The sequence below is a fragment of the Streptomyces sp. BK022 genome (genome assembly GCF_004217355.1).
Classification (GTDB): domain Bacteria; phylum Actinomycetota; class Actinomycetes; order Streptomycetales; family Streptomycetaceae; genus Streptomyces; species Streptomyces griseoluteus.
Genome location: NZ_SHKU01000004.1, coordinates 841411 through 863933, shown reverse-complemented (window position 1 = coordinate 863933; position 22523 = coordinate 841411). Strand labels below are relative to the sequence as shown.

Annotated in this window: 15 protein-coding genes; 8 read left to right on the top strand and 7 right to left on the bottom strand. The window is 72.2% G+C overall.

The window, feature by feature from the left end; all coding sequences use genetic code 11:
* Positions 1-120: 120 nt before the first annotated feature.
* Positions 121-1119, bottom strand: coding sequence for a hypothetical protein (locus EV284_RS20685; protein WP_130336238.1), 999 nt, complete (start codon positions 1117-1119; stop codon positions 121-123).
* Positions 1113-2051, bottom strand: a complete 939-nt coding sequence (locus EV284_RS20680; RefSeq protein ID WP_130336236.1) for a hypothetical protein — start codon at positions 2049-2051, stop codon at positions 1113-1115. Before EV284_RS20680 ends, EV284_RS20685 begins: the two co-directional genes overlap by 7 nt.
* A gap of 332 nt (positions 2052-2383) precedes the next feature.
* Between EV284_RS20680 and EV284_RS20675 the strand changes: the two genes are divergently transcribed.
* The 6 genes from EV284_RS20675 to EV284_RS20650 all read left to right on the top strand — a co-directional run bounded on the left by EV284_RS20675 (position 2384) and on the right by EV284_RS20650 (position 13423).
* On the top strand, positions 2384-2587 hold the full coding sequence (locus tag EV284_RS20675) for an MbtH family NRPS accessory protein (RefSeq protein WP_130336234.1): 204 nt from the start codon (positions 2384-2386) through the stop codon (positions 2585-2587).
* On the top strand, positions 2584-2928 hold the full coding sequence (locus EV284_RS20670; RefSeq protein WP_207229084.1) for a phosphopantetheine-binding protein: 345 nt from the start codon (positions 2584-2586) through the stop codon (positions 2926-2928). The genes EV284_RS20675 and EV284_RS20670 overlap by 4 nt, the downstream gene beginning before the upstream one ends.
* Before the next feature lie 8 nt (positions 2929-2936).
* On the top strand, positions 2937-10301 hold the full coding sequence (locus tag EV284_RS20665) for a non-ribosomal peptide synthetase (RefSeq protein WP_130336232.1): 7365 nt from the start codon (positions 2937-2939) through the stop codon (positions 10299-10301).
* 33 nt (positions 10302-10334) lie between these two features.
* A complete protein-coding gene (locus EV284_RS20660) occupies positions 10335-11315 on the top strand; it encodes a TauD/TfdA family dioxygenase (protein WP_130336230.1) in 981 nt (326 codons plus the stop codon).
* Between the two features lie 104 nt (positions 11316-11419).
* Positions 11420-12697: a M20 family metallo-hydrolase gene (locus EV284_RS20655; protein ID WP_130336228.1), complete on the top strand. Its 1278-nt coding sequence runs from the start codon at positions 11420-11422 to the stop codon at positions 12695-12697.
* A 93-nt stretch (positions 12698-12790) separates the two neighbouring features.
* Positions 12791-13423: a TIGR00730 family Rossman fold protein gene (locus EV284_RS20650; protein ID WP_130336226.1), complete on the top strand. Its 633-nt coding sequence runs from the start codon at positions 12791-12793 to the stop codon at positions 13421-13423.
* Between the two features lie 93 nt (positions 13424-13516).
* Here EV284_RS20650 and EV284_RS20645 read toward each other — a convergent pair whose 3' ends face one another.
* The 4 genes from EV284_RS20645 to EV284_RS32765 all read right to left on the bottom strand — a co-directional run bounded on the left by EV284_RS20645 (position 13517) and on the right by EV284_RS32765 (position 18070).
* Positions 13517-14209, bottom strand: a complete 693-nt coding sequence (locus EV284_RS20645) for a response regulator transcription factor (protein ID WP_130336224.1) — start codon at positions 14207-14209, stop codon at positions 13517-13519.
* A gap of 22 nt (positions 14210-14231) precedes the next feature.
* Complete coding sequence (locus EV284_RS20640; protein ID WP_130336222.1) at positions 14232-17354, bottom strand: non-ribosomal peptide synthetase; 3123 nt, start codon at positions 17352-17354, stop codon at positions 14232-14234.
* Positions 17355-17607: 253 nt separating this feature from the next.
* On the bottom strand, positions 17608-17865 hold the full coding sequence (locus EV284_RS20635) for a hypothetical protein (RefSeq protein ID WP_130336220.1): 258 nt from the start codon (positions 17863-17865) through the stop codon (positions 17608-17610).
* 43 nt (positions 17866-17908) lie between these two features.
* The gene (locus tag EV284_RS32765) at positions 17909-18070 is read right to left on the bottom strand and encodes a hypothetical protein (RefSeq protein WP_165425591.1); all 162 of its coding nucleotides are present in this window, start codon (positions 18068-18070) and stop codon (positions 17909-17911) included.
* Between the two features lie 396 nt (positions 18071-18466).
* Between EV284_RS32765 and EV284_RS20630 the strand changes: the two genes are divergently transcribed.
* Both EV284_RS20630 and EV284_RS20625 read left to right on the top strand, forming a co-directional pair.
* Complete coding sequence (locus tag EV284_RS20630) at positions 18467-19441, top strand: LuxR C-terminal-related transcriptional regulator (RefSeq protein WP_130336218.1); 975 nt, start codon at positions 18467-18469, stop codon at positions 19439-19441.
* A gap of 123 nt (positions 19442-19564) precedes the next feature.
* Positions 19565-21148: a serine/threonine-protein kinase gene (locus EV284_RS20625; RefSeq protein ID WP_130336216.1), complete on the top strand. Its 1584-nt coding sequence runs from the start codon at positions 19565-19567 to the stop codon at positions 21146-21148.
* Between the two features lie 111 nt (positions 21149-21259).
* Here EV284_RS20625 and EV284_RS20620 read toward each other — a convergent pair whose 3' ends face one another.
* Entirely contained in the window at positions 21260-22360 is a 1101-nt protein-coding gene (locus EV284_RS20620; protein ID WP_130336214.1) for a hypothetical protein, read from the bottom strand.
* Between the last annotated feature and the right edge of the window lie 163 nt (positions 22361-22523).

The following is a 22523-nucleotide window of genomic DNA, read 5'->3' as shown; positions in this document are numbered from 1 at the left end:
CGGGGGGGGGGGGGGGGCGGGGGCGGGGGGGGGCGGCGCGGCGGGGGGGCCCCCGGGGGGGGTCGGGGGGGGGGCCGGGGCTGGCCCACCCCGGGGGGGGGGGCCCCGGCGGGTCTCCGGCTATCGTGCGGGGAGCAGATCGGCGAAGTAGGTGTCCTCGCCCGTGCACCCCCGGCGGAGTTTCGGTGAGTCGTGCCCGATGCCGAGCTCCAGCCGGTGTGCGCCGCGCTCGACGGCTGCCCTCAACGGACCCAGCAGACAGCCGAAGTGGTAGACCGCCCCCCGGTCGAGGCCCGGGACGTCGACGATCCCGAGGGTGTGCGCGTCCATGGTGTCGTCGAACATCCGGCACAGCATGTGGGTGACCGCCTGCCCCTGCCACCGGGTGCGGACGAAGAAGTGCTTCCCCGGGCGCCTGCGGTAGTTGCCGATCCGCCACCTCACGATGTCGGGCGACTCGTCCATGCCGTTGCGCCGGGAGACGCTGGCGATACCCGCGGCGGCTTCCGCGACGGCCTCGTCCGAGAAGGGCACGACGTCGTGCTCCAGCCCGAGCTCCTCGGCTTCGCGGATGTCCCGGTTCCAGTGCCGCCGGCGCTTCGCGGGAAGGCGCTGGAGGAATTCCTCGATGCCGGCGGCCCCGTCGATCTCCAGGGTGCACCAGACACCGTGTTCACGGACGGTGGCCGACGGCGCCGCGTCCAGGTAGGCCGGCAGGTCGGTGGCGGTCAGGAAGGGGGACAGCACCGCGTCGGACGTCTGCGCCGCGCGGTCGAGGGCCTCGGCGACCAGCGCGGCCAGCAGCTCGCGGCGCCCCTCGGGCCCGATGCCCGCGAGGGAGCTGCCGGACCGCAGGCGGGCCAGCCCTCCCCCGATGAAGGCCGCCGAGCCCTGATGCGAGGTCAGCCCGAGATAGCGGCGGTAGCCGTCGTTGAGCGACTCGACCTGCTTGACGGTCACGACCGGAAGCCGTCCGCGCCCGCGCCCGGATCGTGTCTGGACCTCGAAGTAGTCGAGCCGGACGTCCAGGGCGCAGAGCGCCCTGTCGTCCATCATGGCGAGGGCGTTGCGCGCGAGGACGGGCTCGCTGACCCTGCCGGGGGACGCAACGGTCACCATGTCCGTCGCCCGCTCCACAGCAACTCGCGGACGTCCTCGGGCCATTCGGCGAGCCGCGGGCCGTGGGCCGACACGAGTGCGAACGCAAGCCGTTCCAGGCCGAAGCCGACACAGGCGCTGTGGGCCGGCTCCCCGTCCGCCGACCGGATGTCGAAGATCCGGCCGAAGTGGTCGCGGTGGTAGTTGATCGACGCGACCGCCACGGGGTGGTCGCCGATCGGGACGACGACCTCGGCCTTCATCCCCTCCTCCCGCTGGTTGTCGGCCATGACCTGCCCGCTCGTCCCGAAGAACGGGTCCGAGGCGGCCTCGACCTCCACCTTGAGGCCGAGTCGCCGCACGAAGGCGGACGCACGCTCGTACCACTGGCTGAACCAGGCGGAGGCTTCGGCCGGACTTCCGATCCGCACGAACTCCCGCAGCCGGAACGAGACCAGACGTCCCGGTTCGGTCGACGGTTCGTGCCGGAAGCAGAATCCGCTCGCGTCCACCGTCCGGCCGCCGTCCAGCACGGTCCCGCCGAACAGGGGGTACACGGAGTAACACACGGCCGGAGCCAGCACGAAGTCGGTCAGTCGCGTGTGCCCGCTCCAGTCCTCTCCCCTGGTGACGGCCCGTTCCAGGCCCTCGTGTGCGCACTCGTCGCCCTGGAACGCGTGCACCGCGCCGAAGAGCTGGGGAAACGAGGACACGTACTCGCTCTTCTCGAACACCGCGCGCGGAAGAACGGGCGGGAAATGGAGCTCGACGGGCTCCATTTCCCTCACCTCGGCGGACAGTTCCTTCGCCAGGCCGGAATAGACTGCTTCGAGTTCCGCGCCCCATCCGTACAGTCCGGTTGCCTCGTTGACCAGCAGGCCGTGGTTGCGCAGCCCATCCGGATGACTGGCCGGAATTCTCTGCCCGAACCCCTTCGCCATCTCGTCCGTCATCTTTGCCCCATCCTGGAGGAGAGTTCGTTCGCCGGCTCTCGCCAGTTCGCCGTCACACCTCAACTGGCGCCTGGACTATAGGCTCCGCCCGTCCGCCACCGCACGCGAACGGGCCTCCCGGGAGGTGCTCCGCCGTCCGCCCGGGCACGGCTCCTCCGCAGGTCGCAGCGAATGCGCCTCCCCCGCGGAGATGAACTTCGCCACCAGTTCAGCCTGGCGGTGGATGGTGATCCGGATTGCCCGGAAGCTAAGTTCTCAGCCGAATGGTTCGACTCCCCGCGAATTACATCGGGGCCTTTCCCGCGTCTCGTTCAGACATTCATGGAGTGGCCATGTCCACTGAGGACCAGTTCACCGTGGTGAAGAACCACGAAGAGCAGTATTCGATTTGGTGGTCCCACCGGCCGCTGCCGTCCGGCTGGATCGACGCCGGCTTCAGCGGAAGCCGGGAGGCGTGTCTTTCCCGCATCTCCGAGGTGTGGACCGACATGCGTCCGCTCAGCCTGCGGACGCGTATGGACGGAGCCTCCGCGTGACGAACGGGACGAACATGCCGCCCACCACGGAGCAGGCACAACGGGGCGTGCCCGCCACCGACATCGAGAAAGTCATCGGCGGGATCTTCCAGGATGTGCTCGCCACGGACGACCCCGTGGATCTCACGCTCAGCTTCTTCCGCATGGGCGGCACCTCCATCCTGGCCGCCAAGGTCGTCGCACGTGTCTCGGCCCGCTACGGGGTCCAGCTCTCCCTGCGGACGATCTTCGAGTTCCCGACCGCCGGGGAACTGGCGCAGGTGGTCGAATCCCAGGTTCGGAGTGACGTGTCGGGCCTCTCGGACGCCGAGGTCACCGCACTGACGACGCGCGAGAAGTGAGGACACGCATGGCCGAGGACATCCAGGCCCTCCGGGACCGCATCCTGAGAAGCCGCCTCGAAGGCACGGCGACGCCGGCGGCCCCCGCTCCGCCCACGGCCGGCCGGGGCGGACCCGTGCCGCTGTCGCCCAGTCAGCGCAGGCTCTGGTTCCTCGACTCGATCAACCCGGACAGCGGCGAGTACCACGTCCCCATGGTGCTGCGGCTGCGCGGGGCGGTCGACGTGCCGGCCCTGCAGCGAGCCTGGGCGCGGGTACTGGAGCGCCACGAGGTGCTGCGGACCCGTTACCGCATGGAGCGGGAAGAGCCGGTGCAGGAGGTGATCGACAGCCCCGGGAACACCCTGGTCCACAGCGACCTCCGCGAGGAGGCCGCAGAGGTCCGGGAGAGCCGTGCGCGGGAACTGATGGAGCGCCTGGCCCACTCCCCGATGTCGCTCGCCGAGGGCAGGGTGGCCCGCGCGGGCCTGGTCACGTCGGCGACGGACACGCATCACCTCGTGGTGTCGATCCATCACATCGCCTTCGACGCCTGGTCCGAGCCGATCCTCTGGCGCGATCTGGCCCTGGCCTACCAGGCCGAGACGGGCGACGGCGGCGTGGAGTTCCCGCCGCTGCCGATCCAGTACGCCGACTACTCCGAGTGGCAGCGCACCCGCCTGCTCGACGGCACCCTGGCGGAGTCCCTCGCGTTCTGGAAGCGGCAACTCAGCGGTGTCACCCCCCTGGAGCTGCCGACGGACCACCCGCGTCAGGCGGTGCGGTCCTCCGCGGGTGCCTCACTCCCCCTCACCGTCCCCCCGGATGTCGCGGACGCCGTCCGCGCGGCGGCGGCAGAGCACGGCACCACTCCCTTCCTGGTCCTCCTGACGGCCTTCCAGATGCTCCTGAGCCGCTACACCGGCCGGCGGGACATCGCGGTGGGCGTGCCCATGGCGGGCCGGGACGAGCCGTCGACGCAGGAGCTGATCGGCTGCTTCGTCAACACGGTCGTCATCCGCACCGGATGGTCCGGCGACCCGGCGTTCGCCGATCTCCTGCGCGGCAACAAGTCGCGGTTCCTCGACGCGGTGGAGCACGCGCAGATCCCGTTCGACGTGCTCGTCAACGAGCTGGCGCCGGACCGCGACCTCTCCACGCCGCCCCTGGCCCAGGTGATGTTCAGCTACGGGGACGGAGACCCGGAGGGAATCGCGCTCGCGGGGGTCGAGGCCGCTCGCGTGCCGACCCTCAGCGAGAACTCCAAGCTGGACCTGACCCTGCAGATCGACTCCGAGGCCGACGGCACCATGGCCGGTGCCCTCGAGTACTCGACGGCGCTGTTCGAGCCGGACACCGTACGACGGTTCGTCGGGAACTTCTTCCAGATCCTGCGGAGCGCGACGAGCAGCCCCGGCATGCCGCTGTCCGGCCTCCGGTACATCACCGAGCAGGAGCTGGGCGAGCTGCTCGCCGCGGCGGACGGCGGCACCGCCGAGCGGCCCCGGGGGGCCCTGCACGAGTTCATCGCCGAACAGGCCAGGCTCGCTCCGGACGCGCCGGCCGTCCTGGCCGGTGACACGCGTCTGACCTTCGGCGAACTGGACGCGGCGGCGAACCGGCTCGCCCGGCACCTGCGCGGCCGCGGTGTCGGGCCCGGTTCGGTCGTCGCCGTCCACCTGCCGAGGAACGCACGTCTCGTCGTCGCTCTCCTCGCGGTCCTCAAGGCCGGCGCCGCCTACGCCCCGCTGGACCCCGGCGACTCCGCCGCACGGCGCGCCTACATCCTGGGCGATGCCGGCGCCCGGGTCGTGGTGACCGACGAACCCGGCGCCGCCGCCCTGGCCCACGGCCTGGACGGGCACACCGTCGTCCTGGTCGACCGCGACGCCCGGATCGTCGACGCGCAGCCGGACGGCGATCCGGGCGTTCCCGTCGCCCCCGACGCTCTCGCCTACCTCATCTACACCTCGGGAACGACCGGCCAGCCCAAGGGAGTCATGGTCACCCACGGCGGGCTGATGAACTACCTGTGGTGGACGGTCGAGACCTATCTGCGGGCGCCGGGCGGAACCGCGCTCTTCTCCTCCGCCGCGTTCGACCTGGGTGTGCCGAATCTCTACACCTCGCTGCTGCGCGGACGCCCGGTCCATCTGCTGCCCGACGGTGAACCCGCGGAGCTGGGCGCACGCCTCCTCGCGTGCGGGCCGCTGAGCTTCGTGAAGATGGCACCGGGGCACCTCGAACTGCTGGCCGGACAGCTCGACCCGGACCAGCGCCGGTCACTCGCCGGCCTCGTGATCGCGGCGGGCGACCGCTTCACCGGCACGCTGGCCAACAGCTGGCTCGCCGACGCCGGTCCGGGAAGTGTCGCCGCCGAATACGGTCCCACCGAGATCACGGTGGGCAATTCCGGCTGCCGCCTCGAAGAGCCGGTGGGCACGGAGCTGGTCTCGATCGGCACGGCCATACCCAACACCACGATGTACGTCCTCGACGAGCACATGCGTCCCGTACCCTTCGGCGTCGTCGGCGAGGTCTACATCGGCGGGGCCGGTGTCACCCGCGGCTATCTGGACAAGCCCCACCTCACGGCGGAGAAGTACCTCCCCGACCCGTTCTCCGCGGAGCCGGGCGCACGGCTCTACCGCACCGGCGACCTCGTGGCTCTCCGGCCCGGCGGAGACGTGGACTTCGTGGGTCGCGTGGACAAGCAGGTCAAGATCCGCGGCTACCGGGTGGAGCCGGCCGAGGTGGAGAGCGCCATGACCGCGCATCCCGGGGTACGGACGGCCCTCGTCGTGGCACGGCAGACCGACGGCGGCAGGCCCGAACTCGTCGGCTACGTCGTGCCCGCGGCCGGGACGGCCGTCCCCGGCCAGGCCGCTCTCCGCGCCTTCGTCGGCGAGCGGCTGCCCGAGTACATGGTGCCGTCGGCGATCGTCGTCCTGGACTCGCTCCCGCTGACCGACGTCGGAAAGATCGACACCGATGCGCTGCCGGCACCCGACCGGGCGTCCCGTGGCGTCAGCACCGACCTCGTGGCTCCTCGCTCCGAGGCCGAGGCGGAGGTCGCCGCGGTGTGGCGCACGGTTCTGGGCAGCAGCGACTTCGGGGTCCGCGACAACTTCTTCGTCGTCGGCGGGGACTCGGTGCGCGCGGTGGCCGTGGTGGGTGCCCTGCGGAGGAACGGTTACCCCGTCACCGTGCGGGACGTCTTCGAGCACCGCACCGTCGAGGCCTTCGCCCGGATACTGGGCCCCCGTTCCGCGGGCAGTGTCGACGCGCCCGTGGTGCAGCCCTTCGCGATGCTGGACCCGGCCGACCGGGCGCGGATACCCGACGGGGTGACGGACGCGTACCCGCTGTCCCGCATCCAGCTCGGGATGATCCTCGAAATGGAATCCTCGGGCAACGAGGGCAACTACCACAACGTCACCCGCTACCTGGTCCGGGACGGCCGCCCCTACCGCCACGAACTCCTGCAGGCCGCGATCGACGCCACCGTCGCCCGGCACGAGGCCCTGCGCACGACGATGGACCTCACCACCTACAGCGAACCGCTCCAGCTCGTGCACGACGAGGCGCGTCTGCCCGTCGGTTTCGCGGACGTCCGCGGCCTGTCACCGCAGGCGCAGAGCGACGAGGTGCGCGCGTACATGGCCGCGGAGCGCGACCGCCGGTTCGATCTGAGCACGGCGCCGCTGTTCCGGTACTTCACCCACATGTGCGAGGACCACTGGTGGATCACCTTCACCGAGTTCCATCCCATCCTCGAGGGCTGGAGCTTCCACGTACTTCTCTCCGAGGTGTTCGGCCGGTACCACGCCCTGCACGACGGCACGGAGTACGTGCCGCAGCCCCTGCCCCAGATCCGGTACGCCGACTTCGTCGCTCTGGAACGCAAGGACCTCCAGGACCCGGCGCACGCCGGCTACTGGCGTGACGTCGTGGCGAACCACGCCAAGCTGGAGCTGCCTTCCGCCTGGGGCGATGGCTCGGGGCCGGTCAAGCAGCTGGTCACGCAGTACGACGATCTGCTGGAGGACCTGACCAGGCTGGCCCGGACGGCGGACGCGTCACTGAAGAACGTGATGCTGGCGGCCCATCTGTCGGTGATGAGCATGATCACGACGGACGAGGCGTTCTCCACCGGACTGGTGTGTGACACCCGGCCGGAGGCCGAGGGCGCCGACCGCGTCGCGGGCCTGTACGTCAACACGGTTCCCTTTCCCTTCCGTCGCGGCGCCCGCACCTGGCGGGAGCTGGTCCGGCAGGTGCGCGACACGGAGACCGAGATGTGGCCGCACCGCCGGTATCCGCTCGGCGAGATCCAGGAGGGCAGCCGCCACGGCCGCATGGTCGACGTCGCCTTCGTCTACCTGGACTTCCATGTCCTCGACTGGGACCTCATCGACGACGACGCCGTCGTCGACGAGAGCCCGAACGAGTTCCGCCTGATGGCCGTCGCGCAGACCGGCCGGCTGACGGTGTACAGCCGGCCGGGGGACGCGGGTCCGCACGCCCAGGCTCTCCTGGGCTCCCTCTACCGCGCGGTCCTGGAAGCGATGGCGGCCGACGCGGACGGTGACACCCGCCAGGTGCTGACACCTCGAACGTACCGCTCCCTGGCCTGCGGGCCGGAGTCGGCCGTGGCGCTCGGCGAGCGGGCGGGCGCGTCCGTCACCGAAGCCGATACCGATACCGATACCGATACCGACGAGGAGACGTCCGTCCACGGGCTCGTGGAGTGTCAGGTGGATCGCACCCCGCACGCGCTCGCGGTGGTCTGCGGCAAGGACGAACTGACCTACGGGGAGTTGAACGCCCGCGCCAACCGGCTCGCGCGTCGTCTGGCGGCCACCGGTGTCAGGGCCGAAGCGGTCGTCGCCATCCACCTGGAGCGCTCCGTCGACCTCGCCGTCGCCTATCTGGCCGTCCTGAAGTGCGGTGGCGTCATCCTCCCCGTCGATCCCGAGTACCCGCGCGACTGGCGACGCGCGTTGCTGGCCCAGGCCGGGCCCGACGCGCTGGTCACCGAGGAGGCGTGGCTGCCTGACCTCGGTGACATCCGGATACCGGCCGTCTGCCTGGACACCGACCCCGGTCCGCAGGCACCGGAGGCCGACGACAATGTGCCGGGCGACTGGCACGGCGGCGACCAGCTCGCGTACGTGATCTACACCTCCGGGTCGACGGGACGGCCCAAGGGCGTGGCGAACACACACCGAGGGCTGGTCAACACGCTGAAGTGGGGTCAGCGGCGCATCCCCCTGGGAAGCGACGACGCGGTGCTGCAGATGGTCCCGATCAGCTTCGACGTGTCGCTGTGGGAGATCTTCCGGCCCCTGACCGTGGGCAGCCGGCTGGTACTGGCGGAGCCCGGGGGGCACCGGGACACGCAGTACCTCGCCGACCTGGTGGCCGACCAGCGGATCACGGTGATCCACCCCGTTCCCTCGGTGCTCTCGATCTTCCTGGACACGCCCGAGGTGGCGCGCCGGTGCGCCGGCCTGCGCCACATCGTGCCCGCCGGTGAGGCGCTGCCGGTCGAACTGCAGCAGCGGGCGATGCGGGAGCTGCCGTGGATCCGGCTCCACAACCACTACGGCCCGGCGGAGACCGCGATCATCGCCACCTCCTGGGAGTGCCGGACCGACGACGGGCGGACGACGGTGCCCATCGGCCGGCCCATCGGGCGCAGCTGGGCTCTCGTCTGCGACGGCGACCTCAACCCGGTCCCCACGGGAGCGGCGGGTGAACTCTGCCTGGCCGGCGACCTGCTGGGGCGCGGGTACCACGGGGCCCCGGCGCTGACTGCGGACCGGTTCGTTCCCGCGCCGCTGGGGCGGCCGGGCGAGCGCATGTACCGGACCGGCGACCTGGCGAGAATGGCTCCGGACGGCGTCATCGAGTTCCTGGGCCGCGTGGACCGGCAGGTGAAGCTGCACGGCGTACGCATCGAACCGGGCCAGATCGAGACGGTCCTGGTGGAGCACCCCGCGGTCCGTGACGCCGTCGTGGTGGTGGACGGTACCGGCGGCGGGAAGCGGCTGCTGGCGTACGTGGTACCGGATTCCGCGGCCTCGGCACCGGTGGGCGGGCGGCCGCCGGGGGCGTCGGCCGGTGCCCCGACCGGGCCCCGGGGCACGACGGCGCAGGGCACCCGGCCGCACAGCGAGGCGCTCGTCGCGGACATCCGCCGCTGGTGCCAGGAGCAGCTGCCCCCGGCGCTGGTACCGAGCGCGGTGGTGCTCATGGATTCCTTCCCCCTCTCGCACAACGGGAAGCTCGACCAGGCGGCCCTGCCCGCACCCGCGGCGGCGCCGGCCGGCCCGCAGCCGGTTCCCCGGAGCCGGACGGAGCTGGATCTGCTGCACATCTGGGAGCGGATCCTGGGGACCTCCGGCATCGGCATCGAGGACGACTTCTTCGAGGCCGGCGGCAACTCCCTGCTCGGGGTGCGTCTCATCTCGACGATCAGGAAGGAGCTGGGGATCAGCCTGCCCATGGCCAGCCTGCTGGAGGCCCCCACCGTGGCGGCGCAGGCCGCTTCCCTCGTCGCCCACCGCCCCCGGCAGCCGCGGGCGCTGCTGCCGCTGCGGCTCGGCACCGGACGGCCCACGTTCTGTGTCGCGCCCGTCGGAGGCACCGCCTTCTGCTACCTCGACCTGGCCCGGTCACTGCCCGGCGACGGCCCGGTCCACGGGCTCCAGTCGGTCGGCATCGAACCGGGCGGGCAGCCGCTCACCAGCGTCGCCGAGATCGCCGCGGCGCACCTGGCGACCGCCCGAGAGGCACAGCCCGAGGGCCCGTTGCGGCTCGTCGGCTGGTCGTTCGGGGGTCTGGTGGCGTACGAGATGGCCCGTCAGTGCGCCGACAGCGGCGAGGAGGTCGAACTGCTCGCGCTGATCGATCCGGCCCTGCCGCCCGCGCTCCTGCCGGGCACACCCCGCTCCGGCGAGGAGGAACCGGAGGTCATCGCGGCCTATCTGTCCTTCCTCGACCGGCTGCACGAGGTGGACATGGCCGTCGACGTGGAGGAACTGACGGCGATGACGCCGGCAGGACGGCGCCAGGAGCTGGTGACGCGGCTGCGCGACGCACAGCTCGTCCCGGCCGACGCCACCGCGGGTGAGGGGCTGCGGCTCTTCGAGGTCTTCCGCGCGAACTGGCGTGCGCTCCGCGACTACCGGCCGACGCCCTACCCGGGCCGCACCCTGATCTTCAGCGCCGAGGACGCGGCGCGGGACGAACAGGCCGCGGCGGCCGTACGGCAGTGGCTGCGGCTGTGCACGGGCGAAACGACGGCCCTCTCCCTCGCCGGCGACCACTACGCGGCCGTGAAGGCCCCCAACACCGACCTCGTGGCCCGTTCTGTGGCGGCGTCCTGATTCCCCCTCGAATCGCACACCCCGGAGCCAAGAATGACGGAAATCAGCCCTCTCACCACGACCCTGGAGAAGGAGTCGATCTACCTCGGCCTGGACGTTCGACGGGAGGTCAAACGGCTCGCCGGGCTCCTGACGGAGACCGCTCCGGGCCTGCTGGACAATCCTCACTGGCTGGCGGCGGCACGTGACGCGTCCTGCGCTCTGCCGGCGGCGCTGCGCACGGCGCTGCGGAACTTCTCCGCCGACTCCGGCCAGGCGGGCGCGCTGCAGATCCACGGCCTGCCGGTCGGGCCCCTGCCCCCCACCCCCACCCGGCGGGAGTCCGTCGAGCGCCGGGCCACCGTGCCGGCGTCGGCGCTCGTCCTGTGCGCCATGGCGCTGGGTGAGATGGTCGGCTTCGAGGGCGAGAAGCACGGCGCCCTGGTGCAGAACGTGGTCCCGGTACCGGGTGAGGAGCGGAGCCAGAGCAACGCCGGGTCCGTCGACCTGGAGATGCACACCGAGAACGCCTTCCATCCCCACCGGCCCGACTTCGTCGCCCTGTTCTGCCTGCGCCAGGACGTCCACGGGGAGGCCGGACTGCGCATCGCCTCGCTGCGGCGGGCGATCGGTCTGCTCTCCGCCGAGCAGCGGGAGATCCTCGCCGAGCCCCGCTTCAGGACCGATCCGCCGCCCTCGTTCAACGGATCGGGCACGGCGGCGGCGCACGGGGTCCTCTCCGGTGCGTTCGAGGACCCGGACGCGCAAGTGGACTTCCACGCCACGACTCCGCTGGACGCGCGTGCCGGGCGGGCCATGGCCGCCCTCCGGGAGGCCCTCGAGACGATCGTCGACACCGTCTACTTCACTCCGGGCGACCTGGCTATCGTCGACAACCGGGTCGCCCTGCACGGTCGCACGCCTTTCTCCCCCCGGTACGACGGCCAGGACCGCTGGCTGCACCGCGTGTTCGTCCACACCGACGCCCGCCGGTCCCGGGCCAGGCGCGTGGGGGGCGGACATGTCGTCAGCTGAGCACACGTCCCCCCGGCGCGCCCGGGTACGGCACGTACCGATCCCACTGTCCTCCTGGGCCGGCGTACGCCCCCAGAGCCTGATCGCCACGACAGGTGGTAACCATGCATGACTCTGTGACCGTTGCCGGCACGTCCCGCTCCGGCACCTCCGTGCGGATCGACGGCGCGCGGCTGCTCGACCGGCTCGACCGGCTGGCCGCGATCGGCGGCGGCGAAGACGGCGGCGTCACCCGTATGGGCTTCAGCGACGCCGACCAGGAAGGGCGGGCGCAAGTGGCCCGCCAGGCGGTGGAGGCCGGGCTGACCGCCACCGTCGACGCGGGCGGAAACCTGCTCATGCGGCGCCCCGCGGACCACCGCCGCTCCGCCCGTCCCCCGATCATGGTCGGGTCGCATCTCGACACGGTCGCCAACGGCGGGAGACTGGACGGGGCCTACGGAGTCGTCGCGGCGCTGGAGGTGCTGCAGACGCTGCACGAAGCCGGCACCGAGACCGACCACGAGGTCGTCGCCGTGGGCTTCGCCAATGAGGAGGGCGCGCTCTTCCCCCAGCCCTTCTGGGGCTCCATGGTGCTCGCCGGGCGACTGGACGCTCTGCCCAGTGAGCCGGAGGACTACGCGGGCAGGCCCCTGCGGGAGGCCCTGGCCCGGGCGGGCGGCGATCTGTCGCAGCTCAAGACGGCCGCGTGGGCGCCGGGCTCCCTCACCGCCTACCTGGAACTCCATGTGGAGCAGGGGCCCGTCCTGGAGCGGCTGGGCAGGTCCATCGGTGTGGTCGAGTCGATCACCGGACGGATCCAGATGTCGGTAGAGCTGCACGGCAGAGCGGGCCACGCGGGCACCACACCCATGGAGGGGCGCCAGGACCCCCTGGTCGTGGCGGCGCGTCTGATCAGCGCCGTTCAGAGTCTCGCGCAGGAGGAGAAGCTGTGCCGCGTGGCCACCGTGGGGCGGATGGAGGTCCAGCCCAACTCGCCCAACACCATTCCGGAGACGGTGCGGCTCGACGTCGACCTGCGGGACAGCGACCCCGCGCGGCTCGACGCGGCCGAGCGCACCGTGCGCACGGCCCTGGCCGCCCTGGCCCGCTCGGGGGACGTGCGGGCCGTGATCGAGTCCACCATGCGCAGTGCTCCCGTGCAGACGGACCCGCGGATCCGGGACACCATCGCGGCGTCGGCCACCGAGCTCGGGTTCACCCAGCAGACGCTGCCGAGCGGGGCGGGACACGACGCCCAGATCGTGGCGGATCTCGCGCCGGTCGGAATGATCTTCGTACCGAGCATCGACGGCGTCAGCCACGTCCCCTCGGAACGCACCGCCCCCGAGGACCTGGTCGCCGGTGCCGAGGTGCTGCTGCGCACGGTGCTGAAGCTCTGAACCGGGCCGCCCCGCCCACATCGGGCGGAGGGGTCCGCCTGACGCGCCCCTCCCCCACGCGCTCCTCCTCCACGCTGTGCATCGGAGACACGCATGCCCGACGTCCATCGACGTGCCGCGGTCATCGCCACGTTCTGCGAGGCACGTCCCGGCAAGGACCCCGCGTACGTCGCTCTCGCCGAGGAGTTCGGTGCGGCGCTGGGCCGGCGCGGCTGCGGGCTGGTCTACGGAGCCGGCGGCGTGGGCGTGATGGGGGCGGTGGCCGGGGCGGCCCTGGCCCACGGCGCCACCGTCACCGGAGTGGTCCCGCACGACCTGCACGAACGGGAGCGGTCCGCGGCGGCGCCGGGGCAGACATTCGTCGTGCAGAACATGCACGAGCGCAAGGCGCTCATGTACCGGCTCTCCAGCGCCTTCGCGGTCCTGCCCGGCGGGTTCGGAACCCTGGACGAGCTCATGGAGGTGGCCACCTGGAACCAGCTCGGCACGCATCGCAAGCGGGTGGTCCTGCTCAACGCGAAGGGTTACTTCGACTCGCTCCTGGGCTTTCTCGACACCGTGGCGCGGGAGGGCTTCATGACCGGCGAGGAGCGGGACCTCGTACAGGTCACCGACCGCGTCGAGGAGGCTCTCGACCTGCTGACGGCGGAGCCGTGGGCGGCCGGGCCGGGTCCCGCTCACGACGGGCTCCGGCCGGCCCAGGACTCGCGGATGCCGGTCCGATGAGGCCGGGACCCTTGTCACCGGGTGGAACGCACGCACGACGGCCGTGCCTCGGCGGCCTTTCTCCGCCGGGGCACGGCCGTCGTGCGTGGCCTCTCAGGCGGTGGCCCTTCCGCGGGCCCGGTGCCGGAGGCCGGTGGACGGCAGTGGCCGGCGGAGCGGACCGTGGACGAGTATCACCACGTCGAGCCGGCTGGTCAGGCCGAGCTTCTTGAGGATTCCCCGCACATGCGTCTTGACCGTCGAGTGGGCCAGCGTGAGCGACGCGGCGATCTCCATGTTGGACCGGCCGCGGGCGAGAAGGTGGAAGACGTCCCGCTCCCGGGGGGTCAGGAGGCGTACGTGCGCCGCCTCGCCCGCCCTTTCCTCCAGCGCGCGGTGGGCGAGCTGCTGCGCGAGGCGCCGCTCCACCGGGAGATAGCCGGCGGCGAGCAGTCTGACCGAGGAGACCAGATCCGCCGAGCTGACACGCGACCTCTCGAGGACGCACGCCCCCAGCCTGAGCAGCTCCGTGTCGCACTGGACACCGTCGTCGGCGAGCAGGACCACGGGCCGGTCCGCCATGTCCACGAGCGCCCGGATCCGCTGGGCGTGGACTTCGCCGGTGCCCCGGAGCCCGGAGGCGTCGATGACGAACACATCCGGATCCCCCCGTCGTCGCACCTGCGGTATGTCGGCGAAACTCGCCGACTCACCCACCACGTCGACCGTCCGGTCCAGCGACAGCATGGACCGGATCCCGTCCCTGACGAGTGCTTCGGCAGCGATGATCCCTGCCTTGGTGTGCATCACCCGGCGTCCTTCCTTGTCGTCACAGGTCGGCCAACGAGGGTGACTGCCACCGCGCGACGGCCGCGTCCGGTCCACCGCCACGCACCAGGAACCCCGTGAGGGAGGAGAGATCGCGGGCGAAGCGCTCGACGGACGCCGCGTCGAAGAGGTCGGTGGCGTAGGTGAACGAGCAGTCGATCCCCTCCCCGGACTCGACGCAGGTCAGGTCGAGATCGAACTTCGACGACGACATCGGCCAGTGCCGGTGCGTCGCCGTGGCGTGCGGCAGCTCCCAGTGCGGCAGGTCGTCCGGCGTCTCGTGGGAGAAGAACACCTGGAAGACGGGATTGCGGTCCAGGTACCTCTCGGGGCGCAGCTCCTCGACGACCTGATCGTAGGAGACCCGGTTGTGCTTCATGGCGCCGAGGGTGGCCGCCCGTACATCCCGCAGGACGTCGCGGAAGGTCCGTTCGCCAAGGACCGTACCGCGCAGCACCATGGTGTCGGTCAGGAAGCCGACCACCGGCTCGAGTTCGGGAAGGGAGCGGCCGGTCATCGCCGCGCCGACCGCGATGTCGCTCTGCCCGCTCCAGCGCGCCAGCACGACCTCGAAGGCGGCCAGCAGGACCATGAACGAGCTCGCGTTCTCCTCGCCGCCGAGGCTCCGCAGACCGCGCACCACGTCCGGCGCCAGCGTGCACTCCACCGATGCGCCGCGCCCGGACCAGTAGGGGGGCCTCGGCCGGTCGGCCGGCAGCTCCAGGGCGGGCAGGTCCTTCAACTGCTCGCGCCAGTAAGCCAGATCCAGATCGGCTTCCCGGGCCGGCCGCTGACGGGCCCACACGGCGAAGTCCAGGAACTGGAGCTCGGGCTCGGCGAGCCCGCCCTGTGCCTCGCCGGCCGCCTGCCGGTACAGGACCTCCAGATCGCGGAGCACCGTGGAGAGCGAACTGCCGTCGATGGCGATGTGGTGGAAGACCAGCAGGAACAACGTCTCGCCGGGGTGGCGGTGGTCCGTGAAGAGCCGGGCGCGCAGGAGCGGGGGCGTGGCGAGATCGAACGGCTCCTCGGCGAAGGCACGCACCTGCTCGGGGATGTCCTCCCCGGCGAACTCGACGGACTCCCGCGACAGCCGGAACCCGGCAGCGTCCGCCGGCTGGACGACCTGGCGGGGGCCGTCCTCCCCGGCGACGAACAGCGTGCGCAGGATCTCGTGCCGCCGGACCAGCGCGTCGAGCGCCTGCTCCAGCGCTGTGGCGTCCACCTCACCCGACAGCTGCCACAGGGAGGGCACGTTGTAGTGGTAGCCCGCGGGGTCGAGGCTCTGAATGATCCACAGCCGCTCCTGTCCGGCGGAGAGCGGTCCGCGCGTCCGTCCCGCGCAGCGCGTGGGCCCCGGGGTGCTGTCCCCCGCCTCCTGGAGGGAACCGGACGCCGCCGCCATACCGGCGACCGTCGGATGCTCGAAGATCACCTTGAGCGGTATGTCCCGGCCGGTCGCGGCGCTCGCGCGGGAAGCGAGCTGGAAGGCCAGCAGGGAGTGGCCACCGAGGTCGAAGAAGTTGTCGTGCACGCCCACGGTGTCGACCTTCAGCACGTCGGCCCAGACCGCCGCAAGCAGGGCCTCGGCCGGGTTCGCCGGCTCGGCGGCAGGTGCCGAGGAGGCGCGCGCCGGGGCCGGCTCGGGCAGGGCGTTGCGGTCGATCTTGCCGTTCGGTGTCATGGGGAAGGCGTCCAGCTCCACGACGACCGCAGGCACCATGTGGGCGGGCAGCACCTGTTGGAGGGCCTTGCGCGGATCGGCGCACTCCCCGGCCCCGGCCGTTCTCGTCACGTACCCGGCCAACCGGTCCTCGCCCGTGGCGTCGGGGCGGACGACCACGGCCGCGCCGGCCACCCCGGGCAGCGCGGCCAGCGCGGCCTCGACCTCACCCAGCGCGATGCGGAATCCGCGGATCTTCACCTGGTCGTCGACGCGCCCGACGAATTCCAGCGCGCCGCCGGGCAGCCGCCTCGCGAGGTCTCCGGTCCGGTAGAGGCGGCCGCCGGGCGGGCCGAAGGGGTCCGGCACGAACTGCCTCTCGGTCAGGGCCGGCCGGTCGAGGTAGCCACGGGCGACCCTGTCCCCGCCGATGACGATCTCCCCCACCTCACCCGGTCCGGCCTCCGTGCCGTCCTCGCCGAGCAGGTGGACGCGGGTGCGGGACACGGGCCGGCCGATGGGGACGGGCTCGCCCTCCGCCACCTCGCCGACGTCCTGGACCAGGGCGGTGACGGTCGTCTCGGTCGGGCCGTAGACGTTGAGGACGCGCTTCGCGGAGAGGCTGGTGCGCGCTGCCCGCACGATGCCGGGGCGGATCACGTCGCCGCCCGAGATCACCAGCCGGACGGTGTCCATGGCGGTGTTCTCGCGCAGCACCGCCTCCAGGTAGACCGGCGTCATGTTGAGAACGGTGACGGAATGCTCGCGCACGTACCGGATCACGTCCCCGGGCGCGACGACGTCGTCGGGCTGGATGACGGCGGTCGCCCCGCGGACGAGCGGTGTCAGCATCTGCTCGATGGACACGTCGAACGCCGCGCTCGCCGAGACCAGGGTCCGGTCGTCCTCGGTGTAGCCGAAGGCCTCCGCGATCGCGGCCAGATGGCTGCTCAGGGAGGCGTGCTCGACCATCACGCCCTTCGGTTTCCCGGTCGAGCCCGACGTGTAGATGACGTACGCGAGATCTCGCGGAGCGACTGTCGGCGGGCCGGCCGCCGGGGGCTCGTCCACGTCCGGCGCGTCGAGGACGACGGTCCGGGCCCGGCCGCCGGCCGGTCCGGGGGCGAGCGTCCGTGTGGTCAGCACCACCGGTGCCGCCGTGTCCTTGAGGACGAACGCATGGCGCGCCGCGGGATACTTGGGGTCGACGGGCACATAGGCGCCCCCGGCCTTCAGCACGCCGAGCAGTGCCACCACCAGATGCGGTGAACGCTCCACGCAGACCACCACGGGAACCTCCGGGCCGACACCGGCGTTCCGCAGCCGCCGGGCCACCACGTCGGCTCGCGCGTCGAGCTCGGCGTAGGTGAGCTTCTGCGCACCGCAGACCACAGCGGGGGCGTCCGGCCGGCTCTGGGCCCGGGCGGCGATCAGCTCGTGGACGAAGCCCTGCTCGGGCATTGAGGTAGTCAACGCTCACTGCTCCAGACGTCGTTGAGGTACGGGTGAGGGGTTCCGGCCGCTTCCGGGCCGCGGCGGGCGCCGCCGTGTGAGGGCGGAACCGGCCGGGCCGGGCCTGAGGGGGGTGCCGTGCGGCGGCCGGAGGGGACGCGGGAGAGGAACACCGAGCGGCCTCGGCTCCGGGGGCAGCCGGGGAGCTGCCCGGGAACGCGGTTCAGCCCGAGCCCGGCGCACGGAGCGTGTCGCGGCGGGCTCAGCTGTCCGGCAGCCGCCAGCGCGCGAGCCGGGGGGTGCGCTCGATCGCCCGCTGGCAGGCCGCGCGAGCGACGAGCAGCGCCTCGGCCTCGTTGTCCGCGAGAAGGAAGAACGCCAGGTCGACGCCACCCCCGGTGGAGCGGGCCCACAGGTGCTCGATGCGGTCATCGGGTGTGAAGTGGACCCGAAGCAGCTCACCGACGTCGGACGCGGCGCTCTGCTCCCCGCGGGGGACGACCAGCCGAATCATGATCATGTGCATGGCGGTCTCAGCGCTGACTGCCGTGCCCGTAGGCGGATCAGGCCGGGTCGCCGCCGGTGGGCGTGCCCCACCCGAACCCGTCACCGGCGACGGCGTGCCGGGTGACCGGCGCGTCCTGGACCGTCTCGGGGGACACACCCGCGCCGATGGCGACGAGCAGGGCGGCGGGGGCGAGGAGCAGTACGACGATCCGAGGCATGGCAATATCCACCCGTCTAGTGAAACAAGGGATTTACCGCTGTGCGCGGCATCGACGCCCTCAAGGGCGTTCCGTTCCGATGACCAAAGCTTGCCCAACGGGCACGGTGATGTCACGGGGCCGTCACCGACAGCAAGATGCCTGGCACCTTCGGGACACGCGGGAGCGCCGTCCGAACCGCATCGTCCCCTGGCAGTCCACCGGTGCACTCCCTTCCGGCCAGAGTCGCGGGACCCCCGCCACCGGACCCTTGCGCCTGGGTTGCGCCGGATTGACCGCGCGCCATCCGGCCAACCGTGGGTGCCTTCCGGCCATGACCCACACCCCTCCCTGCAAAGTTGTTGACGTGAACAAGAATCATCGTTTGCGATCAGGACAGTCACGAGGAGGTCACTCATGCTGCAGATTCTGGGACTGTCACAGCGATCGGAAGCGGTGTATCTGGCCATGCTGCGCTGCCCCGACCACGGTGTGGCGGCCCTGGCCTCGGACACCGGGCTGGCCGAGACCACGGTGCGCGAGGCCCTGGACGAGCTGGCGTCCCTGAAACTGCTGAAACCTTCCGCCCAGGAGGCGGGCGCCCTGCGGCCGGTCAGCCCCACGGTCGGTCTGACCGCGCTCCTGGCCAACGCGGAGGCCCAAGCCGCCGCCCAGCGGGCGCGGGTGGATTCCACCCGCGCCGCGATCGCCTCGATCGCCGCCGAACACGACCACCCCTACGACCACGACCGCGCCCTGAGACTCGAAGGCCTGGACGCGGTACGCGCCCGGCTCGAAGAACTCCAGCGGACCACCGCGTTCGAATGCCTCTCCCTCAACCCGGGCGGCGCCCACCGCCCCGACGCACGGCGCGCGGCCACCCCGCTGAACGAGGAGGCCCTCAGACGCGGGGTCACCATCCGGGCGGTGTGCCGCGAGAGCCTCCACAACGACGCGGACACCCTCGCCTACGCCCGATGGCTGACCGGACACGGCGGCCAGATGCGCACCGTCCCCACCGTGCCGATCCAGATGATCGTCCTCGACCGCGAAGTCGCCATCGTCCCACTGGACCCCGCCAACCACCGGGCCGGCGCCCTGGAGATCCGCACACCCGGCACGGTGAGCGCCCTGTGCGCGCTGTTCGAACAGGTCTGGGAACACGGAACCCCCTTCGGCGAGCAGCCCCTCACCGATCTCCACGGCTGCACCCCCACCGAGCGGACCCTCCTGCAGATCATCGCCGCCGGTGACACCGACGAGACGGCCGCCCGCCAACTCGGCGTCTCCCTGCGCACCGTCCGCCGCATGATGTCCAGCCTGATGGAACGCCTCGACGCCACCAGCCGCTTCCAGGCCGGCCTGAACGCCGCCAAGCGCGGCTGGCTGTGACCTCGCGCCACTCCCGTTCGGGCCCGGCACCCTCCCGGCATGCCCGGTCGGCCATTCGTTGAACGCACTCCCCCGCGACCCCCGTACCAGAGGGAAAGGTGAGAGCCAGGGCTTCAGCGAGGGATGACCATGGGCAAGGCGCACGTCTCCGCACACGGGTTGATCGCCGGACGCTACCGGGTCATCGAGGTCGTCCACCGCGAGACGAACCGCGTCTGCTGGTACGGCGAGGACGTCGAGGCGGAGCGCCCCCGTCTGCTGACGCAGGTCGGCCTCCCGGAAGGCACCGACGAGGACACCGCCCGCCGCGTCACCGCCCGCGTCCTGCGGAGGTCCGAGACCATGAGCCTGCTGCGGCCGGGCCGGGTCGCCACAGTCGTCGACGCGGTCACCGAGGCCGGCACGCTGTGGACGGTCACCGAGTGGACCGATGCCACGCCGCTGGGCGAACTCATCACCGAGAAGGGCACGTTCTCGTACGTACGCACCGCCCGCATCGGTCTGGAGCTGCTCGACGTACTGGAGACCGCGCACGCCGAGGGCATCACCCACGGCGAGCTCAGCCCCGGCCAGGTGTTCGTGGGCGCGCGGGGCGATGTCGTGGTGGCCGGTTACGGCCTGGTGGGCGCGACCCTCGCGCCTCGGCTCACCGCGCCGTCGTACGCCTCCCCGGAGCAGGCCCGGGACGAGCGCGTCGGCCCGGCGACCGATCTGTGGGCGCTCGGCGCGATCCTGTACACGATGGTCGAGGGGCGTCCACCGTTCCGCGACCGGGGTCTCTTCGAGGCCACGCTGAGGAGCGTGGCCCGGCTTCCGCTGCGCAACCCGCTGCGAGCCGGGCCGCTCGCCCAGGCCGTGCGGGGCCTGCTCCGCAAGGACGCGCGGGAGCGGCTCTCCGCTCCGGTGGTCCGTGACGCGCTCGCCCGCGCCCTCAGGGAGGACCCCGGCACGGTCGGCGCGACGCCGCTCCGGTCCCGGTCGTGCGGTGTCCGCGCCGCGGTCCGGCACGCGGGCCGGTCCTGGAGCCGGCGCACCCTGGCCGCGGGCACGGCCCTGGCCGTCGTCGCCCTCGGACTCGCCGTCCTGGCCGTGACCCACCGGCTGCCCGGCACGGACTCCGGGGGCCCCTCCGCCGCCGGCACGGCGAGCCGCCCTCCCGCCTCAGTAACCGCCTCACCGCCGGGCAAGAGCGCCGGGGGCGGTCCGGCGCGGCCGTCCGCGACCGCCACGCGGCCGGTCCTGCCGTCCGGCTACCACCTCTACCGGGCCCCGGAGGGGTTCTCCGTGGCCCTGCCCGCGAACTGGTCGCGGCTGCGCACCACGCGGGTGCCGGGCCCGGCCTACCGCGTGACGTTCGGCGCGAGCGGTGACGCGCGCACCCTCGCGGTCACCTACAGCGAACGCGTCGGGCCGGACCCGGTCGCCGTGTGGCGGGACGAGGTCGAGCCCGGCCTGAAGCGGACGGGCGGGTACCGGCGGGTCGGTGACATCCGGGCGACGACGTACCAGGGACGCGGCGCGGCCGACATGGACTGGCTCTCCGGGACCGGTGAGAACCGGGCACGCACGTTCGGCCGGGGCCTCCTCCTCGGCGGCCGGCGCGGCTTCTCCCTGCGATGGACGACCCCGGCCGCCGACTTCGGCACGGCGGTGAACCAGCAGGCACTGGCAGTGTTCCTCAAGACGTTCCGCCCGGGGCCGGACTGATCCGCCGTTCCGCCGCGGTGCCCGTCCCGGGCGGGAAGGGCACGACACCCGTTCGTGCGCGGGGGCTGCCCGGTGTTGCTCGGTCGGTCGGCGCCGGGGCCCGGCCCGTGGCTAGAGGGTGTCGGCCGGGGCGCCCTGTGTGAGGTTCTCGAGGATCGTGCGCAGCCACGGGCTGCGTACGGCTGGTAGTCGGACCAAGGTGTGCTGGAAGGTTCCCCGGTCGGGCTGGAAAAGGGAGTTGGGAAGCAGGGGGAGCGGGTCGTCGCGCAGTACGTCCTGGGGTATGCGGCCCGACGCGGGCACCGGCAGGTACGGCTGGGGCGAGACCAGCCACAGCCACACTCCCAGGGGCAGAGGTACCAGGTGGGCCGGCGCGGTGGGGCCGGCCGGGGTCCAGGTCCGGCCCGTCCGGGGATGGATGGGTACGAGGAGGATGTCGGCGCCCGCGTCGGGGGTGGGCAGTGCCGGTCCCGCCAGGACGGCGTGCCGCTTCGGGGGTCCTGCGGGCAGCATCGCGTCGAGCGGGCGTTGGAACATGTCGGCGGTCAGACCGTCCGGGACCCTCACCGGCTGCCCTTGGGAGGCCGCCAGCAGGTGGGCGAGGGCGTGCCCGGCTGCCGCCTCCCACTGCGGGCTCCACGACCAGCGGTCGTTCGACTCCATCTGCCCCCACCTGGCCATCGGCTCGAACAGGGGCGTTCTCTCCTCCTCCATCAACTCCGCCCAGGAGAGGGGGGCAGCGTGGGCACCGTCGACGGGGACACGGTGCACGGCATCCGGATCGAGCCGGACCGCCTGCCAGAGCGAGCAGTCGTCGACCCTGGTCGCCACAGGGAGGTCGCATGCCTCGCAGGCCATGTTGGGGCCGTCGGCTCCGTCGAGACCACAGCAGGCACCGCCGCGCTTCTCAGGAATCAGGCGGGTGCCACGGATGTCACCGGGCGCGATGACACTCGCCCCGGGCGTGCCGTCGGACAGGGAGCGGACCGGGGCGTAGATGCCGCGCGCCTCCGCCTCGCCCGGATCGATCTCGTCCCACTTCCGCCACGGTCCTCCCCAGGGGTCCGGGTCCACGGCGAACGTCCCCGACCGCATGAGCACCGGGAGCTGGGCCCCGTTCCCGTACACCTGACGGGCATGGACCGGCAGTGCGACCTCGGACAGCGGGACGGTCAACTCGGCACCGCAACCCGCACACACGAAAACGAACAAGGGCCCTCCGCCTGGGAAACAGACGCATCTTCGCAGCTCGTCGCGTGGCGTCCAACACGTTTTCTTCCCCGCCGCGGGAACGGCCGTGGAGCATCGACGCGGCGCGGGCACGACCAGCCGGCGCCTCCGCCGGTGCGCAGCTGCCACCCGTTCTCGTGCACGA

Bases quoted from the DNA above. Each gene is read 5' to 3' on its own strand.
- EV284_RS20650 (WP_130336226.1), top strand. From the start codon at position 12,791: ATGCCCGACGTCCATCGACGTGCCGCGGTCATCGCCACGTTCTGCGAG.
- EV284_RS20685 (WP_130336238.1), bottom strand. From the start codon at position 1,119: ATGGTGACCGTTGCGTCCCCCGGCAGGGTCAGCGAGCCCGTCCTCGCG.
- EV284_RS20640 (WP_130336222.1), bottom strand. From the start codon at position 17,354: ATGCCCGAGCAGGGCTTCGTCCACGAGCTGATCGCCGCCCGGGCCCAG.
- EV284_RS20680 (WP_130336236.1), bottom strand. From the start codon at position 2,051: ATGACGGACGAGATGGCGAAGGGGTTCGGGCAGAGAATTCCGGCCAGT.
- EV284_RS20675 (WP_130336234.1), top strand. From the start codon at position 2,384: ATGTCCACTGAGGACCAGTTCACCGTGGTGAAGAACCACGAAGAGCAG.
- EV284_RS32765 (WP_165425591.1), bottom strand. From the start codon at position 18,070: ATGCCTCGGATCGTCGTACTGCTCCTCGCCCCCGCCGCCCTGCTCGTC.
- EV284_RS20655 (WP_130336228.1), top strand. From the start codon at position 11,420: ATGCATGACTCTGTGACCGTTGCCGGCACGTCCCGCTCCGGCACCTCC.
- EV284_RS20660 (WP_130336230.1), top strand. From the start codon at position 10,335: ATGACGGAAATCAGCCCTCTCACCACGACCCTGGAGAAGGAGTCGATC.
- EV284_RS20635 (WP_130336220.1), bottom strand. From the start codon at position 17,865: ATGATCATGATTCGGCTGGTCGTCCCCCGCGGGGAGCAGAGCGCCGCG.
- EV284_RS20625 (WP_130336216.1), top strand. From the start codon at position 19,565: ATGACCATGGGCAAGGCGCACGTCTCCGCACACGGGTTGATCGCCGGA.
- EV284_RS20630 (WP_130336218.1), top strand. From the start codon at position 18,467: ATGCTGCAGATTCTGGGACTGTCACAGCGATCGGAAGCGGTGTATCTG.
- EV284_RS20665 (WP_130336232.1), top strand. From the start codon at position 2,937: ATGGCCGAGGACATCCAGGCCCTCCGGGACCGCATCCTGAGAAGCCGC.
- EV284_RS20645 (WP_130336224.1), bottom strand. From the start codon at position 14,209: ATGCACACCAAGGCAGGGATCATCGCTGCCGAAGCACTCGTCAGGGAC.